This is a genomic window from Paenirhizobium naphthalenivorans (assembly GCF_007992095.1).
Lineage (GTDB): Bacteria > Pseudomonadota > Alphaproteobacteria > Rhizobiales > Rhizobiaceae > Allorhizobium > Allorhizobium naphthalenivorans.
Genome location: NZ_BJZP01000014.1, coordinates 36,762 through 53,946 on the forward strand (window position 1 = coordinate 36,762; position 17,185 = coordinate 53,946).

Annotated in this window: 14 protein-coding genes and 1 pseudogene; 12 read left to right on the plus strand and 3 right to left on the minus strand. The window is 62.5% G+C overall.

Going from position 1 to position 17,185, the window contains the following annotated elements; translation table 11 throughout:
• Positions 1 to 222: 222 nt before the first annotated feature.
• Together RNA01_RS14390 and RNA01_RS14395 are read left to right on the plus strand one after the other, a co-directional pair.
• Complete coding sequence (locus RNA01_RS14390) at positions 223 to 1,314, plus strand: type IV toxin-antitoxin system AbiEi family antitoxin (RefSeq protein WP_170253455.1); 1,092 nt, start codon at positions 223 to 225, stop codon at positions 1,312 to 1,314.
• Positions 1,305 to 2,162: a nucleotidyl transferase AbiEii/AbiGii toxin family protein gene (locus tag RNA01_RS14395; protein ID WP_147180913.1), complete on the plus strand. Its 858-nt coding sequence runs from the start codon at positions 1,305 to 1,307 to the stop codon at positions 2,160 to 2,162. Before RNA01_RS14390 ends, RNA01_RS14395 begins: the two co-directional genes overlap by 10 nt.
• On the opposite strand, the gene RNA01_RS14400 is transcribed toward RNA01_RS14395, so the two are convergent.
• Positions 2,159 to 2,650: a DinB/UmuC family translesion DNA polymerase gene (locus tag RNA01_RS14400; RefSeq protein ID WP_284727943.1), complete on the minus strand. Its 492-nt coding sequence runs from the start codon at positions 2,648 to 2,650 to the stop codon at positions 2,159 to 2,161. The genes RNA01_RS14395 and RNA01_RS14400 overlap by 4 nt on opposite strands.
• 24 nt (positions 2,651 to 2,674) lie before the next feature.
• Between RNA01_RS14400 and RNA01_RS24080 the strand changes: the two are divergent.
• From RNA01_RS24080 to RNA01_RS14425, 5 genes and pseudogenes are all read left to right on the plus strand, one after another.
• A pseudogene (locus RNA01_RS24080) lies at positions 2,675 to 5,317 on the plus strand (error-prone DNA polymerase); the annotation flags it as partial.
• 200 nt (positions 5,318 to 5,517) lie between these two features.
• Complete coding sequence (locus RNA01_RS14410) at positions 5,518 to 8,493, plus strand: TrlF family AAA-like ATPase (protein WP_147180915.1); 2,976 nt, start codon at positions 5,518 to 5,520, stop codon at positions 8,491 to 8,493.
• Between the two features lie 9 nt (positions 8,494 to 8,502).
• Positions 8,503 to 9,189, plus strand: a complete 687-nt coding sequence (locus RNA01_RS14415; RefSeq protein WP_147180916.1) for a TauD/TfdA family dioxygenase — start codon at positions 8,503 to 8,505, stop codon at positions 9,187 to 9,189.
• A complete protein-coding gene (locus tag RNA01_RS14420; protein WP_147180917.1) occupies positions 9,182 to 10,120 on the plus strand; it encodes a hypothetical protein in 939 nt (312 codons plus the stop codon). The genes RNA01_RS14415 and RNA01_RS14420 overlap by 8 nt, the downstream gene beginning before the upstream one ends.
• A gap of 101 nt (positions 10,121 to 10,221) precedes the next feature.
• Positions 10,222 to 11,349, plus strand: a complete 1,128-nt coding sequence (locus RNA01_RS14425; RefSeq protein ID WP_235916653.1) for a DUF3644 domain-containing protein — start codon at positions 10,222 to 10,224, stop codon at positions 11,347 to 11,349.
• Positions 11,350 to 11,364: 15 nt separating this feature from the next.
• Here the strand turns inward: RNA01_RS14425 and RNA01_RS14430 are convergent, their stop codons facing one another.
• On the minus strand, positions 11,365 to 12,057 hold the full coding sequence (locus RNA01_RS14430) for a competence protein CoiA family protein (protein WP_147180919.1): 693 nt from the start codon (positions 12,055 to 12,057) through the stop codon (positions 11,365 to 11,367).
• Positions 12,058 to 12,116: 59 nt separating this feature from the next.
• Positions 12,117 to 12,707: an SOS response-associated peptidase gene (locus RNA01_RS14435; protein WP_147180920.1), complete on the minus strand. Its 591-nt coding sequence runs from the start codon at positions 12,705 to 12,707 to the stop codon at positions 12,117 to 12,119.
• Positions 12,708 to 13,280: 573 nt separating this feature from the next.
• On the opposite strand from RNA01_RS14435, the gene RNA01_RS14440 reads away from it, so the two are divergent.
• From RNA01_RS14440 to RNA01_RS14460, 5 genes are all read left to right on the plus strand, one after another.
• Positions 13,281 to 13,463: a hypothetical protein gene (locus RNA01_RS14440; RefSeq protein WP_147180921.1), complete on the plus strand. Its 183-nt coding sequence runs from the start codon at positions 13,281 to 13,283 to the stop codon at positions 13,461 to 13,463.
• A 220-nt stretch (positions 13,464 to 13,683) separates the two neighbouring features.
• Positions 13,684 to 14,643, plus strand: coding sequence for a DUF3991 domain-containing protein (locus RNA01_RS14445; RefSeq protein WP_147180922.1), 960 nt, complete (start codon positions 13,684 to 13,686; stop codon positions 14,641 to 14,643).
• Positions 14,644 to 14,789: 146 nt separating this feature from the next.
• Positions 14,790 to 15,392: a DUF1419 domain-containing protein gene (locus tag RNA01_RS14450; RefSeq protein ID WP_147180923.1), complete on the plus strand. Its 603-nt coding sequence runs from the start codon at positions 14,790 to 14,792 to the stop codon at positions 15,390 to 15,392.
• A 17-nt stretch (positions 15,393 to 15,409) separates the two neighbouring features.
• Positions 15,410 to 15,808, plus strand: a complete 399-nt coding sequence (locus RNA01_RS14455; RefSeq protein WP_147180924.1) for a DUF3085 domain-containing protein — start codon at positions 15,410 to 15,412, stop codon at positions 15,806 to 15,808.
• A gap of 235 nt (positions 15,809 to 16,043) precedes the next feature.
• On the plus strand, positions 16,044 to 17,111 hold the full coding sequence (locus tag RNA01_RS14460; protein ID WP_147180925.1) for an IS110 family RNA-guided transposase: 1,068 nt from the start codon (positions 16,044 to 16,046) through the stop codon (positions 17,109 to 17,111).
• Positions 17,112 to 17,185: the final 74 nt, after the last annotated feature.

Sequence of the window (17,185 nt, forward strand, 5' to 3'; positions counted from 1 at the left end):
TCATGTCAGAAAGTCCGAGTGTAGCGCGGAGATCGCAACATGATTTGTGACGCTGTGCCGCGCAAAGCGGCGATCCCTGACCTTCGCGACATGACGTACCAGGCTCCTCTTTCAATAAGATTGGCTCTTTCACTATTCAGTGAAAGCCTGCGTTCTGGTGAAATGCCTTGCCAATTTCACCAGAACGAGTTATTTCACTAGCCAATGAAAGCCTATGAACGAATGAAAGAGATCGAACTCCAGCTTGCGGGCGCCCTGCGCCAGCAATTGGAAAGGATTCCTTCGCTCGAAATCCGCTCGATCGTGGCAGAGGCAGAGTTGCGGACGAACGGCTCCATGCGAGCGCAGCGCCCCGATGTGCTGGCCCAAGTTCGTATCCACAATCACGAAGTCACATTGGTCTGCGAGGTGAAGGAGCCGGCATACCCGCGACAGATCAGACAGGCCATCGATACGCTATCCCTCTACATAGCCAGGAGCGAAAACAAGGCCCTTCACGAGAGCATGGTTCCGCTCGTTGCTGCCTCGTGGCTTTCGCCCGAATCGCGCGAGATCTGCGCGGGGGCCGGAATGGGGTGGCTCGACCTGGCCGGCAACTGCCGCATCGCGTTCGACGGCGTCTTCATTGAACGGGAAACGGCAGAGCGCCCGAAGCCGGCCGCCCGCAACTATCGCGCCGTGTTCTCGCCAAAGGCTGGCCAGGTTCTACGCACGCTTCTGCGCGATCCGGCGCGGACCTGGAGAGTGACCGAGCTTGCGGAGGCATCGGACGTCAGCCTTGGCCACGTCAGTAACGTCCGTTCAGCCCTGCGCGATCGTGAATGGGGGACCGTCGGTGAGGAGGGTCTCCACCTGACTGCGCCCGACGCTCTGCTCGACGCATGGCGTGATTCCTATGAGCCGGTCCGGGGCAAGCGAACGTCCTGGTACAGCATTCTCCATGGGCGGCAGTGGGAAGAGACGCTGCGTGAGGCATTGTGGAGGCCGCAAACCGAAGGGCATGCCATGCTTGGCGGGCTTTCGGCCGCGCAGTGGCTTGCGCCCTACATGCGCGGCAATACCACGACACTCTACGCCGATACCTCCGTGGTGCCGGAGCTGATCGAAACACTCAAGTTGAAGTCAACCAAAAGCGGCGCCAATGTCGAGATTATCGAGCCCGATGATCCAGCTATCCTGAAGGAGCGCGTGGAGATTCCCGGCGCCCCACCCGTGTCGTCACCGGTTCTGACGTATCTAGACCTTTCGCAGCTCGACGATCGAGGGCGAGAGGCCGCCGATCATCTGAGAGAGAAGCTGCTAAAATGGCATTAGCGCCTGACCCACAATCTGCTGCCGACTATACCGATCGCGTCACCGAAGCGGTCAAATCCGCGCTCCTCGAGATTGGCCAGATCCTTGGCAGCTTCGAGGGCAAATTTGCCGTTGTCGGCGGCGCGGTTCCTTGGCTGCTCCTTCAGGCCGACGACATGCGGCATGTCGGCACGATCGACGTGGATTTGACGCTCAATGCGGAAGCGCTCGGCGATGGCGAGTATGTTCGGCTCGTCGATGCCTTGATGAAAAACGGATACGCGCAAAGCGCCGACCACAAACGCTTTCAGCTTGTGCGTACGGTCGAGGCCGCGGATGGCGGCCCGCCTATCGAGGTGATCGTCGACTTTCTGATGCCGCGCGATGCTGAGATCGAGAAGAACATTCCGCCGATCCTGTCGGAGTTCGCGGTCCAGCGTGCATCCGGCGCCGAGCTCGCAATTCGCTTCCACCAGCTGACGGCAGTTGAAGGAGTAATGCCCGGCGGCGGCCGCAACCGCGTCGAGATCGCGGTCGCTTCCATCCCGGCCCTGCTTGCCATGAAGGGACAGGCGCTTCTGCGGCGGAAGAAACGCAAGGACGCCTATGACGTCTACTACTGCATTCGCAACTACGAAGGCGGGCCCGAGGCGCTGGCGGAGCTCTGCCGCCCTCTGCTTGAGATCAAGGAGGCGCGCGAGGGCTATCTGGGAATTGCCGAGAAATTCTCTGCCGAAGACATGATCGGACCGGTGTGGGTCCGCCAGTTCGTCGAGGGAACGCCGGCCATCGGTGATAGGACCCCGGAGCAGTGGCAGCGGGATGCCTTCGGTCAGGTGCAGGCCTGGATGGCCGCACTCGGCCTCTAGATAAGGCTAAGCTGGTCCTGACCGATCTCCCGGTCTTCATCAAAGGACGAGATCGTCACACCGATCAGGCGAATTCCCTTCTCGGTCGGAAATAGCGGCTCGAGCAAGCTGCACGCGATGCTTTCCACGTCGGATGCTGCACGCAGCGACGTGCCCACGGTCCGGCTACGGGTGATCTGCCGGAAGTCGGCAAACTTGATCTTCAGCGTGACCGTCCGGCCGAGCAGGTTCTTCGCCTCGCAGTGGCGCCAGACCTTATCGACGAGCGGCGTCACTTCGGCACGCGCGGCCTGAAGATCGTGTATGTCGACGGCGAAGGTGTCCTCCGCTCCGACCGACTTTCGCGGTCGATCGGGCTGGACGGGGCGATCGTCGATCCCGCGCGCAATCCTGTAATACCAGGCACCGGCCTTGCCGAAATGCTCCTGCAGGAACGCCAGCGGCTTCGCCTTCAGGTCCGCTCCGGTCAAAATGCCGAGCCGCTCCATCTTTGCCGCCGTCGCCGGCCCCAACTGGGCGAGCGGCGCGAGCGCCACGCCGACCGCTATCTGAAGCCGCCCGAGGAAATGCACCGGCTGTTTGCCCGTTACCCCGAGGCCTTGGCGCGCACCGTTGAGATTGCGTCCCGTTGCCGCTTCTCCCTCGACGAGCTGAAGTACCAGTATCCCGAGGAACGCGACGACCCGTCGCTGACGCCGCAACAGACGCTGGAGAAGCTGACCTGGGAGGGTGCTGCGCAGCGCTATCCTGAAGGCGTGCCCGATCATGTCGTCTCAACGTTGCGTCATGAGTTGCGGCTGATCGAGAAGCTCGACTACGCCCCATATTTCCTGACGGTGAACTCGATCGTGCGCTTCGCCCGTTCGCGAGACATCCTCTGTCAGGGCCGCGGCTCGGCGGCGAACTCGGCCGTCTGCTATGTCCTCGGTATCACCTCGATCGATCCCGGCCGCAACGATCTCCTGTTCGAGCGCTTCGTCTCGGAGGAGCGCCGGGAGCCGCCGGACATCGATGTCGATTTCGAGCATGAGCGGCGCGAGATCGTCATGCAGTGGGTGTTCGAGACCTATGGCCGCGACCGTTCGGCACTGTGTTCGACCGTCATTCGCTATCGCACCAAAGGCGCGCTGCGTGATGTCGGGAAGGCGCTTGGGCTGCCGGAAGACCTCATCAAGACGCTCTCCGGCCAAGTCTGGGGCTGGTCCGAGGAAGGCGTCTCGGAAGCTCAGGCCGAGCAGCTCAACCTCAACACCGCCGATCGGCGCCTGCGCCTGACGCTCGACCTTGCGCGCCAGCTTCACGGCGCACCGCGTCATCTTTCCCAGCATCCCGGCGGTTTCGTGCTCACCCATGACCGGCTCGATGATCTCGTGCCCATCGAGCCGGCGGCGATGGCCGATCGGCAAGTTATTGAATGGGACAAGGACGACATCGACGCCCTGCGCTTCATGAAAGTCGACGTGCTGGCGCTCGGCATGCTGACCTGCATGAAGAAGGGCCTGGACCTCCTCGCCGAGCACAAGGGCGTCGCGCTCGACCTCGCCACCATCCCGGCCGAAGATCCTCGCACCTATGCGATGATCCGCAAGGCCGACACGCTCGGCACCTTTCAAATCGAGTCACGCGCGCAGATGTCGATGCTGCCGAGGCTGAAGCCCCGGACCTATTACGACCTCGTCGTTCAGGTCGCGATCGTGCGGCCGGGCCCGATCCAGGGCGACATGGTGCATCCTTATCTGCGGTGCCGGGAAGGGCTGGAGCCGGTCCACTATCCCAAGCCCGAGCTGGAGAAGGTGCTGGGCAAAACGCTCGGCGTGCCACTCTTTCAGGAGCAGGCGATGCGCGTCGCCATCGAATGCGCCGGCTTCACGCCCGGCGAAGCCGACATGCTGCGCAAGTCGATGGCCACATTCAAACATACGGGCGGCGTCTCCTCCTTCAAGGCAAAGCTGATCGACGGCATGGTAGCGAACGGCTACGCGCCGGACTTTGCCGAGCAGACCTTCAAGCAGCTCGAAGGCTTCGGCTCTTACGGATTTCCGGAAAGCCACGCCGCCTCCTTCGCGCTGATCGCCTACGCGTCGGCTTGGCTCAAATGCTGGCATCCCGACGTTTTTTGCGCGGCCCTTCTCAATTCACAGCCCATGGGTTTCTACGCGCCGGCGCAGATCGTGCGCGACGCGCGTGACCACGCTGTCGAGATTCGGCCCGTCTGCGCCAACGCCTCACGCTGGGACTGCACGTTGGAACCAACCGACGACGACGGCCGCTTCGCGGTGCGCCTCGGTCTGCGCATGGTCAAAGGCCTTGCCAATGTACATGCGGCCGCGATCGTCGCCGCGCGGGCCGACTAGGCCTTCGCCTCGATTGACGATCTCTGGCGACGCGCGGGCGTGCCATCAGCGGCCTTGGTCCAACTCGCCGAGGCCGACACCTTCCGCCCTGCCCTCGCTCTCGCCCGCCGCGAGGCGTTATGGGCGATCAAGGCGCTGCGCGACGAGCCGCTTCCACTGTTCGCGGCCGCGTCCGCCCGCGAGGCGGAGATCGTGCCCGAGGTGAGCGAGCCCGCCATCGTGCTGCGGCCGATGACGGCGGGCAGCGAAGTCGTCGAGGACTATGGCCATGTCGGTCTGACGCTCCGGACCCATCCCCTGAGCTTCCTCCGCGAGGATCTCCGCCGCCGGCGGATCGTCACCTGCGCCGAGGCGATGACGACGCGCGACGGGCATTGGCTGGAGGCGGCGGGCATCGTTCTCGTCCGCCAACGCCCGGGCAGCGCGAAAGGCGTGATGTTCATCACGCTGGAGGATGAGACCGGCATCGCCAATCTCGTGGTCTGGGCAAAGGTGTTCGAGGCGAACCGCCGAGCGGTTCTGTCGGCCAGCATGATGGCGGTGCGCGGCCGTATCCAACGCGAGGGCGACGTCGTTCACCTGGTCGCCCAGCGCATCACGGACCTCTCGGCCGACCTCGCCAGCGTCGGCAGCCGCGATGCGGCGTTTCCGCTCCCGCACGGCCGGGGCGACCAGGTCCGCAATGGCGGCTCCGGTTCCGATCCGCGCGATCTGCCGCCGAAGAATCTGCGTACTGGCGAGATCCACATTCCCGACCTGCACATCGACACCATCAAGGTGAAGGCGCGAAATTTTCATTAGTCGGCGCGTCCGCCGCCTCGCTTATACTTCCGCCAGCCACCGTGTTGTTTTCCGCGGAGAAGACAGTGGACGGCGACAATATATTGCGCGGCGCTAGTTTCAGGAAATATTCCTACGATAGAATGCACGGCGCTGCGCTACCGTGCAGTTGCATCACGGTGACGGAGCAGGGCAACAGAAGGAAGGACACCAGGGAGCGTATGATCAGTCGCGGTTCGGAATGGCACCGTTGGGAGCCGCATATTCATGCGCCTGGCACCATCCTCAACAACCAGTTCGGTGCGGCCGATCCCTGGGGTGAATATCTCACGTCGCTCGAAGGGCTGACGCCAACGATCGAAGCGATCGCCGTTACCGACTATTACGTCACCGACACCTACGAGCAATTCCTCAAGCACAAGGCCGCCGGCCGGTTGCCCGGCGTGAAGCTGCTGTTCCCGAACATCGAGCTGCGGCTCGACGTGGCTGCAAAGTCCGGCTTCGTGAACATCCATCTCTTGGTGAGCCCCGAGGACCCCGATCATGTCAACGAGGTCAAGCGCATCCTTAAACGGCTGCAATTCGGCGCCCATAACGATCGCTTCGATTGCACGCGCGAGGAGCTGATCAAGCTCGGCAAGCGCTCCGACACAACGATCACAGACGATGGGGCAGCGCTCCGGCATGGCGCGACCCAATTCAAGGTCAACTTCGACCAATTGCGCAAAGTCATCCATGAGAGCGAATGGGCGAAAAAGAACATCCTGATCGCTGTCGCCGGCGGCGCTGGAGACGGCACGTCCGGCCTGCGGCAGGCCGCCGACGCGACGATGCGTCAGGAAATCGAAAAGTTCGCGCACATCATCTTTTCGAGCAGCCCGGCGCAGCGTGAGTTCTGGCTCGGCCAACGCGGTGTGACGATCGAGGAACTGCGTTCGCGCTACGACGGGTGCAAGCCATGTCTCCATGGTAGTGACTCCCATGACCAGAAGTCCGTGGGCCAGCCCGTCGAGAACCGCTTCTCGTGGATCAAGGGCGCACTCGAGTTCGATACTCTCCGGCAGGCATGCATCGACCCGGACGGTCGCGCCTATGTCGGCGAACAGCCGCCGCGCTCGGCAATGCCATCTCAGGTCCTCTCGCATGTCAGGATCGACGACGCGGATTGGGCAACCACACCGGAAATCCCGCTCAACCCGGGCTTAGTCGCCATCATCGGCCCACGGGGCTCAGGAAAGACCGCTCTGGCGGACGTCATCGCTGCGGGCTGTGATGCGATCACACCCTCGGGGTGGGACGCGGACGAGAACATCAGCCCTTCCTTCCTGGCGCGTGCGCGCCGGCTGATCGGGGACGCGACGACAACGCTGACCTGGGGCGGAGGCGCGACGGTCACGCGCGCGCTCGATGGCGCCGACGCCAACGGCCATATGTCGTTTCCACGAGCCCGCTATTTGTCCCAGCAATTCGTCGAGGAGCTTTGCTCGGCAAAAGGCGTCTCTGACGGCTTGGTCGAGGAAATCGAGCGCGTGATCTTCGAGTCCCACTCGCAAGACGATCGCGAATGGGCGCTCGACTTCGCCGAGCTGCGCGACCAGCAGACGTCACGGTTTCAGCAGGCGCGCGAGCGCGAGGCCGAGGCGATTTCCGACATCTCGGATCGCATCGCGACCGAGTTCGAAAAAGAGAGCCTCGTCGCCTCGCTGACCACCCAGGTCGGGCAGAAGAACAAGCTTATCGCCGACTATACCGCCGATCGGGCGAAGCTCGTCGTCAAGGGCACCGAGGCGCAGGTTGCCCGCCACACCCAACTCAGCGAGGCAGCGCAAAAACTCAGGAACAAAATACAGAACCTGGGGAATCAACGCCGCACCTTCGTCGCGTTGCAAGACGAGGTCCGCAGCATGCGGGCGACGGGCGCCCCTGAGATGCTCCGCCAGGCACAGGCGCGACACACCAATAGCGGCCTCGACGCCAAGCAGTGGGACGACTTCCTGCTGATTTACAAAGGGGACGTCGATAAGAGCCTCACGGCCTACATCACCTGGGCCGACGGCGAGGTTGGCAAGCTCAACGGCGTCCCGCCACTGCCTGGCGATCCGAGCGTCCCACTGATCGCCGACACTGCCGACGTCTTGGCGCTACCGCTTGCGCCGATCGCCGCAGAGATGACGCGCCTGGAAGCGTTGTTCAGTGCTGACAAGCTGGTGCGCGAGCAATATGCGGCACTGACCGGACGCATTGCGCAGGAGAACTCCGCCCTTCAAATCTTGACAACCCGCCTTACCGATGCGCAGGGCGCCGCCGCGCGACGGAAGGACCTGCAGACCGAGCGCGATGACACCTACGGCCGGGTGTTCGAGGCAATCATCAACGAACAGAATGCCCTGGCCGGCCTTTATGCGCCCCTGATGGCACGTCTTGCGGCATCCTCGGGCACGCTGAAGAAGCTCAGCTTCTCTGTCCGCAGGATCGCCGATGTCCAGGCTTGGGGCGCCGTCGCGGAGGAAGAACTTCTCGACCGACGCAAGACCGGCCCCTTCTATGGGCGCGGCTCGCTCATCGCCGCGGCCACGGAAGCGCTCAAGCCCGCATGGGAGACCGGAACGGCGGCCGAGGTGCAGGCGGCAATGACCGCCTTCATGGCGAAATATTTGCGGGACCTGCTGTCGCATGCGCCTTACGCGCCGACGCAGCAGGCCGAATTCCGGACTTGGTCGAAGCAGTTCGCTCACTGGCTTTTCAGCACCGACCACATCACCGTTCGGTACGAGATTTCCTATGACGGGGTCGACATCCGCAAGCTCTCGCCCGGCACGCGAGGCATTGTGCTTCTATTGCTCTATCTGGCGCTCGACGACTCCGACGATCGGCCGCTGATCATCGACCAGCCTGAAGAGAATCTCGATCCCAAGTCCGTCTTCGACGAGCTTGTCGCGCTCTTCATCGCCGCGAAGGCGAAGCGCCAGGTGATCATGGTCACGCACAACGCCAACCTCGTCATCAATACCGACGCCGATCAGATCATCGTCGCCGAAGCAGGACCGCATCCCTCGGGCGGTCTGCCGCCGATCAGCTATGCGGCGGGCGGGCTGGAGAACGCGGCGATCCGCAAGGCGGTTTGCGACATCCTCGAAGGTGGCGAAGCTGCTTTTCGCGAGCGCGCTCGGCGTCTTCGTGTCCGCCTCGACCGATAGGACAGCGAGATGGCTATACGCGACATTGCCGTCTCCGATCCCGGACCGATTTTCGGCTCGCTGGCGGAGCGCGGCTGGTCGCGTCACAGGAGCGAGGGCGCAGACTTCGATTCGATCGTCTGCGAGTTGGGCCGGCTCGGTGATCGGCTCGGCTCGCGCGTTCCGGGCCGTGCAGGCTCGCTCGAAGAGGTCGTCCAGCCGCGTGCAGCCGATGATGCACATCCTCGATCCTTGAGCGCGCGCTACGGCCTGGGCGCCTTGCCGTTCCATACGGAACTCAGCCATCGCACCAGACCCTGCCGTTATCTCCTTCTCGGGTGTATCGATCGCGGATCGCCGGCTGCAGCGACAATGCTCCTCGACTGGCGAACGCTCGGCTTTTCGCGCGAGGACCTTGACCTTCTCGAAAACGCTCCGGTCCTCGTCCGCACGGGTCGGCGCTCCTTCTACGCGACGATCCTGTCGCCGGGCGGAGCCTTCTTGCGCTACGATCCCGGCTGTCTTGAAGCCTTGGACGAGCGCGGCAAGCAAGCCCTGAAGCTTGTCGGAGACCGGGTCGCCAGCGCCCCTGCGGAGGCGCATCATTGGCGCCAGGGCGACATCCTCATCATTGACAACTGGCGCGTCCTGCACGGGCGCAGCCCGTCGGACCGAGGGTCCGGCCGACGCCTAGCGAGGATTCTCATCGATGCCTGAAGACGTCTTCATCGCAATCAACGGCGACGCGCTTCATGCGAAGTCGAAGGTCTACATCGGCCGTGCCCTCGCGCGGAAAGGCGCCAGCGATCTCGACGAGTATCAGCTCTGGGCCTCGCTCGCGCTCGAGCTGCTCGGCAAGGCAGCGCTCGCCCGGAAGCATCCGAGCCTCGTGGTCGATCCGACCCACTGGCAGTCGATGTTCGTCGCCGCCGGCATCAACGTCACCACCGACGTCAAGACGATCGCCGCCAAGACCTTGTTCGAGCGCCTCGCACATCTCGTCCCTCGCTTCGACAAGACGGTCCAAAAGTTCTGCCAGGACATCGCCGAACGTCGGAACGCCGAGCTCCACTCGGCCGACCTTCCATTCCGGACCATGCGTCTTGACGCCTGGGAGGCGCGCTATTGGCATGCATGCGATACGATCCTGCACCAGATGGGATCGTCCCTGGAGCAGTGGCTTGGCGCAGCGGACGCAAAGGCGCCCCGTCAATTGCTCGACGAAGCCGCCAAGGCCCTCGAAGCGGCGGTCAAACTTCGCGTCGAAGCCGCCAGGGAGCAGTTCGAGGCGTTGAAAAGAGCCGAACGAGAGCGCCTCGCAGCCGAAGCCGAATTGCGCGAGCCACAACATCAGGCAGGAATTTTCAAGGGTCGCTACGACGAGATCTGGGTGGAGAGCTGCCCCGCCTGCAAATGCCGCGCTTTCATGACCGGCGAGCAGTCCGGTGAGGACATCAGCGAGGAGCGCGACGAGCACGCCATCTGGGAAATCGTCGACCGCGAGTTTCTCGGCGAAGAGTTCCGCTGCCCAACGTGCGACCTGACGCTGATGGGAAGCGATGAAATCGATGCCTCCGGCCTCAGCTACGTCCATGAGGACCAGCAGGAGCGCGAAATGGAATACGAGCCAGACTACGGCAACGACTAGAACCGGGACATCCCGAACGGCGCAGACAAAGTAGGGGCACGAAATTGGCGAGACGACCAGGGAATACGCTTGAAAAGTGGGAGGTCGCGATCGTGAAAGCGATGTTATCCCGCAAATACGTGCCCCAGGATATCCAGGCATATTTCTCCCGGCCTACCCGTTCGATCAACAATGCGCGCATCTCCGAGATAAAGGATGGCACGAAGCACAAGGCCATTAAGGCCGCGTCCGACGATGAGCTGGATACCTTCCTCGACAGTTGGCCAAATATTGATCCCGCTACCGGCCTTCATCTCCAAGGCGACGAGCTGCTGGTCAAAGCGCGTGAAGCCATGATTGCGGCCGTTCACACATTCAATAGCGCTGGCCTCCACTTCAGGGCCGAACTCTTCATCGTCACCGCGATCATCGCGTGGACCTACCTGCTGCATGCCTATTACAAGCGCGAGGGCATCGACTACCGCCACAAGAAAGCCGGCGTAGTTGAGCGCACGCCATCCGGAGCCGAGAGATATTGGGAACTGAGCCAGTGCATCACCACCGGCGCCTGTCCCCTCCAGAGCGGCGTTGTCAACAATCTCAAGTTCCTGATCGAGATCAGGAACGAGATCGAGCATCGATCCACCAACAGGATCGATGATGCCCTCAGCGCTAAGCTTCAGGCCTGCTGCATCAACTTCAACGACGCCATCAAGGACCTCTTCGGACGCGAATTCGCCCTGGAGAAGCGGCTTCCGATCGCGTTGCAATTCGTGACGTTCGACGGTGTCCAACGGCAAAGCCTGATCGCGACCGACCTGCCGACGCATATCGCGACGGTGATGGACAACTTCCACGCGGCCCTCTCAGAGGAGGAGCAGAAAGATCCGAAATTCCGCTTCCGCGTCGCCTTCGTTCCCAAGATCGCGAGCAAACCCAGCAAGGCGGATCTCGCGGTCGAATTCATCAAGCCCGGCTCACCGGAAGCAGAGGCCGTCGAGCGCGTTCTGTTGAAGGAGGTCGAGCGTCCGAAATTCCTACCCGGTGAAATCGTCGCGAAGGCGCAGGCGGCGGGATACGCCGGATTCAATATGTACGATCACACGAAGCTCACCCAGCAGCTCGACGCGCGCAACCCCGGCAAGGGCTATGGCGTGAAGGTCGCGAACACCTGGTACTGGTACGAAAACTGGCTGGAAAAGGTGCTTGAGAAACTCAACGAAGGCTGGACCCGGCCGCCCAAGACGTGAGATCGAGCGCCGATTTCAGTCGTGCCAATGCACGGCGCGCAGAAACTCCTCGCTGGTGAGATGACATAGCGCAAAATGTCCTCGCTTGAGCTGCCCGCCCAGGCGCTGCGAAACTTCGTTGCTGGCGAGGTAGAATATATGGCCAGACCAATCGAAGAAGACGTGAGCCTTCGCGCGTTTCCACTTTTCAATGAACTGCTGGCTGCGGCCGACCCAGCGCATCACCGCGAACTTCTTGCCGTCTAGCACATGCGTCCTGGATTGGAAGTCCATCGACATGCCGAAATTGTGGGCCAGGAACGAAGTCTCGCTATGAATGTGGATAAGCCAGAACATGCGATGCGCCTGGCGATAGAACGCCTCGCGCGCGTTACGCTCGTCCTCGGAGATTGATGAGTGCTGCAATTCCAACACCGTCGCGCGGTTCGTGCCCATCCCGCATAGGACGTCCGCCCGATGACGCTCGCCGGTCGCCGAATCGACCAAGCCGATTTCGCGGCAGGCGATATCGAACTTCTCTTTCCACCCAAGGTGCCAGGCGCCTTCAGGCTCGCTCCAGGGATCACAGTCGCCGGCCTTATGCCGCCAGTGTCGAACGTTTTCGACCGGGATAACTGCTGTCAGTGATCCACCGCAATCGCGACACGTTGTGTGCTCGCCCTTAAAAGCTGGCGGACGTTTAACTCCATCAATCCAAGCGTACAGCACCCTAAGTTCTCCCCGCCGACCTCCATGTTTTGTCAGCAAAAAAGCTAAACCTCGCAGCTTTACCCAATCTGTTCAACCATGAGCGTACCTGCCGGCAGCGGACGGATCAGCGATTGCGCCGGCACAGACGGATCGAGCCAGTCGGCCCAGGCATCGCGTTCGAGGATGACGATCTGCCGATCATGGTATGGCGCGATGTCGGGCCCGGGCTCCATGGTCAGCAGGGTGAAGGCCTCGCCCACATCTTCCGTCTCGCGCCAGATGCCGGCGATGCAGAAGATTGGCTCGTGGCGCTTGGTGAACAGCCACTTGTCCTTCCGCTTCTTTCCCTTCTCGGCGGGATCGGTGAACTCGTAGAAGCCGTCGGCGACGATCAGGCAGCGGTTGGAGGAAAATTCGCGGCCCTCCGACCGGAAATTGTAGACCGGGCGCTTGTTCTTACCCGGCCAGCTCCACCGCCGCTGCACCAGGTCGCCTTCGCCGCGCACGCCATCGACCGTGCGGATGATCGGCGCGGCATCGGTGATTTTGATGTCGTCGCGCGCCTCGATGTTCGGGGCGCCTTCGCCAAAACGGATCTTGATCTTCAGATCGGCGAATTCCTCCCCGATCGAAGCGACATCCACCTTCAGTCGATAGTCATTGCACATCGGTCCTCCGTCTCGATCGCCTTTGCCTCGCGGCCAAGTTCTATTTTGTGTTCGAAGATGATGAGCGTCAGATTTCGATTCCGACGCATCGATCGACGATCGCCGTCCCAACATAAAGCGCGACGCCGGCGTTGTTGAGATGGTGGAGCTGCGCTGGCGCCTTCAACCTCGCGAACTCGGCGGCCCCCTTTCACCGTCGAGCGTGCCGAGGTCGACCTTCCCATCCTATTATTGACTCGCGTCGGCCTCCGAATTCCGCCGTCGCAGCCATGGCAAGCATTTCAACTTCTCGCTTCTCAGAGGGCGACTGGTCCTGGTTTGCGGGCAAGATGAAAACCACGGATTTCCGGTAACGGCTGATCGGACGAAAGGGCTCCAAGGGAGCAGTCCAATTCCCGCTCTCTGGTGATGGCTTCCTGGTCCGGCCCCGGATCTTCCACGATCAACCCGCAGGGGGTCCGCTACGCAAGCGTGCGGCCGCTACGGCTTCGCCTTCGCGGTGATCTCGACCGGGGCCGGACACTGACGGAGCCATCGAGCGGGATTGGCCCGCTCCGAAGATGGAGCCCTCAGATGTCGACCGATCTTTCCCTCGCACGAACCCACGCTTTCCACCTTGCCCGCACCCTCATGGTCCCCGTCACGCTCTTCCGTTCCGGCGACGAATTCGGAGTTCTGCCGAGCGACGAGATCGAAGACGGCGAGGTCGAGACCATCACCGAATTCGATCCCTTCGAGTACGGGCCGGCTCATTGAGCCGGCTTTTTGCCTCCGGAGGTGCCACTGGCGAGCGGCAGACGGCAAGGGAAGCGGCGCCGCGGCTGGCCGCAAGCGGCCGTTGCCAAGGTGCAAATTGGCACCTTGCGAGCCGCGCCCTTGCCGTCTTCGCTCTTCGTGGCGTCCGGAAGCCGCCCCGCAAGGTGCGGGCAGAAGGAAGACAAAGGAAGGGCGGCCGCAAAAAGCGCCGGAAAGTATGATGGAGAAGAAAGAAGTAGAGGAGCTCAAAAGCCGCGTTTTCTGCGCGGCCGTCCTGGAAAAGGCCGGATACACAGTCGACCTGAAAGAGAGCACCCGGCGGGCCGTGAAATATCGGCGCGGCGACGACATCGTCATCGTGATCCATGACGGCAAGGGCTGGTTCGATCCGCTGTCGGACGCCAAGGGTGACGTGTTCTCGCTCATCCGGAACCTTCACGGCTTCGATTTCACAGAGGCGCTCGCGTGCGCGGCCGAACTTGTCGGCTTCACCCCCGTCGAGCCGGCCTGGACACGACCCGCACGCGATCGGGAACGAGACACATCACTGGCGGAACGCTGGCAGATCCGACGCAAGCCGTGGCGGGGTTCGGCGACCTGGCGCTATCTTGCCGGCGAGCGATGTCTCCCTGAGAGCGTCCTGCAGGCGGCGATCCGACAAGACCGCTTGCGCGAAGGGCCATATGGCAGCATGTGGGCGGCCCATGTCGACGACGACGGCGCCGTCACCGGCTGGGAAGAGAGAGGTCCCGACTGGCGCGGTTTTTCGACGGGGGGCGCGAAGGCGCTCTTTCGTCTTGGTACGCCCGACGCTGTGCGGCTCTGCGTCACCGAAGCGGCAATCGACGCCATGAGCCTCGCCTCCTTCGAAGGCCTGCGGGAGGGCAGCCTCTATCTCAGCACCGGTGGAGGGTGGTCGCCGTCGACCGAGACCGCGGTGCGGGTACTCGCCGCGCGCGCCGATGCCCAGCTTGTGGCCGCGACCGACGACAATCCGCAAGGGGAGGCTTTTGCCGATCGGCTGCGCGAGATCGCCCAGGTCGTCGGCTGCGACTGGGTACGGCTCAAGCCGCCTGCCGAGGACTGGAATGACGCATGGAGGGCAAAGGGGGTGGAGGAAAGGAAAAGGAGGGAAGGGAGAAGCGGCCTGCCGCATGCTCGCCGGCCGCGTCAAGGGTAACGCTTCGCCCGGCTCAAGCCGGCCCTTGACCCGGCCGAACGGAGATGCGGCCGCGGAGGAGGGGTCAGGAAGGGCTGAAGAGAAGATGGCGACATCGAGAGGATGAGCCGCGCTCCAGCCCGACGGGCGTGACAAGGAGCTCACCCATGACCCTTCTATCCATCCGCAAGGTTTATCAAGGCATCGCCGATCGTCGGCAGATGTTCCGCATGTTCGATCGCCATGCCAAGCGTCCGAGCAGATTCCAGGACGATGCCACTGCGCTTTATCGCGGTGAGTGGTTCGAAATCAACCAGGCCGGGCACGATTACATGTTCGAGGTGCTGCCGCCGCTCTGGATGCCTGGCGACATGTTCGCCCTGCGCGAATTCCTCACCGGCAACGTCACCAGCGTCTTCTTCTCCCTGAAGATCGATGGGCAGTTTCGTTACTTCCACGGCTATTGCGACCTCTCCGACAGGGGCTCGCCGGCGCAAATGCGGGATACGATCGTCGAACGGGAATCGCGGCCTGTCCGGGCAATGACCCGCGAAGAGCGGCTCGAGCACATCTGGTCGGCCACCCATGACCAGTATCGGGCCTATGCCGATTGGCGGTATCCCGGCCCGCAGCGAGGCAAGCGGCTCGTCATGAATTTCGCTGCGGGCGGACATCGTGATTTCGACCTTCTCGACCAGCTCACCGATGCACAGATCGCTGGGAAGCTGCCGGTGCATCTGCGCTATCTGCCTGACGCGATCGCAGCGTGAGGGAGGTCGGTGCGGTCATGTTCACCTTTCCTCTCGAAAAGGTGCGCGAGATTATCGCGCGCGGGATCTCCGACGCTGCCACAAACGGCGGCTTTCGCAATCCCCACTACGGCCTTTACCCCGGAAAGGACGAGAAACCCGGGCTTTGGCTCGTCGGCGACGAGGGTGTCTACCTTTGCTCCAATGGAACCCTTGCCGCGGGGCGGAAGCCTCTCGTCTGCTACGCCGAAGAGTGCGATCCGTCCACCAATCCGGACTACTGGCACTACAAGCGCCAGCATTTCGGGGGCGACGACGGCGTTGACTTCCTCGACGCCGTCGAGCTCGAACGGCTGATGGCGGCCTCACCCTCAGCCACGCATCTCAGGATCGAGATGACCGACACCAGCATGTCGCTTGGCCTGATGCGCCGCTGATCCGGCGGCCGCGCCACCCGCTACCCATCCCACAACCTGCGCCGCCCGTCTTCGCCCAAGCTTTCGGCGGGGTCGATGGCGCGCGCCTGCTCAAAAGGAGGTGGCATGAAAGAGGCCGCGCCCGCTGAGAGAACGGATCACTGAGATGCAGGCGATGATCGAGGGACAGTCACACTTCCGGCCTTTCGGCTTATCCTGTTGGGGTTTTGCAAATCTCAACAAGGGAGTTGGAAGCATGACTGCCTCTTATGATTACCATATTGGCGTCGACTACCACAAATCCTACAGCCACCTGGTGGTCCAGGACAGCTGCGGCAAGACGCTGAGATCCGGTCGGGTGAAGAACGATCGCCAGTCGCTTGGCGGGTTTCTCGAACGCTACCGCGAGAACTCACATGCCGTGGTTGAGGCGACGCGCAACTGGATGGTTATGTACGACTGGCTCGACGACATTTGTGATGATGTCGTTCTCGCCCATCCCCTCAAGGTCAAGGCGATTGCCGACGCCAAGATCAAGACCGACAAGATCGATGCGACGGTGCTGGCGCATCTGCTCAGAGCCGACCTGGTGCCGGAAGCCTGGGCACCGACCGACAAGGCCCGTGAGCTGCGCGTCGCGCTACGCGAGCGGATGTTTTACGTCAGGCTGCGCACGATGACGAAGAACCGGATCGTCACGGTGTTCGACCGTTATCCGGAGCAGACGGCACAGCTGAAGAAGCTCGGTGACCTGTTCGGTAAGGCCGGCCGCATCCAGCTGGCGCAGGTCAACGTCTCGGAGATCGACCGCATCCAGATCGACCGGGGCCTCGACTTCATCGGCGACATTGATGGCCGGATCAAGCAGTCGGAGGCGACGATCCGGGCGATGACCAAGGCGAATGCCAATGTGAAGCTGTTGAAGACGATCCCCGGCGTCGGCGAGTTCTTTGCAAGGCTGATCGATGCAGAGATCGACGACATTGACCGCTTCCGTAGCCCGAAGAAGCTGGCCGCCTATGCCGGTCTTGTGCCCTCGACCTATTCCTCCGGCGGCAAGACCTATCACGGCAAGATCATCAAGCAGGGCAACAAGTGGCTGCGCTGGGCTTTCGTCGAGGCGGTTGCTCCGGCTGTCGCCAGCGATCCGCAGCTTCGTGCCCAATATGAGCACCTGAAGCTCAGAGGAACCAACAAGGCGCGCGTCGCGATCGCGCGCAAGCTTTTGACGATCGCCTTCCAGATCCTGCGTGACCAGCGCGCTTATGAGCTGCGCGGCGCCAGCACCACTGAAGGCGTGTCGACGATATCCCGGTTGTCCTGATGGCAAGCTAGCGAACCCGGCAGGCCTGGGTTGCGCTCTTAAAGGAGAATGGGAAACCGGGAGCCGAATGCCAC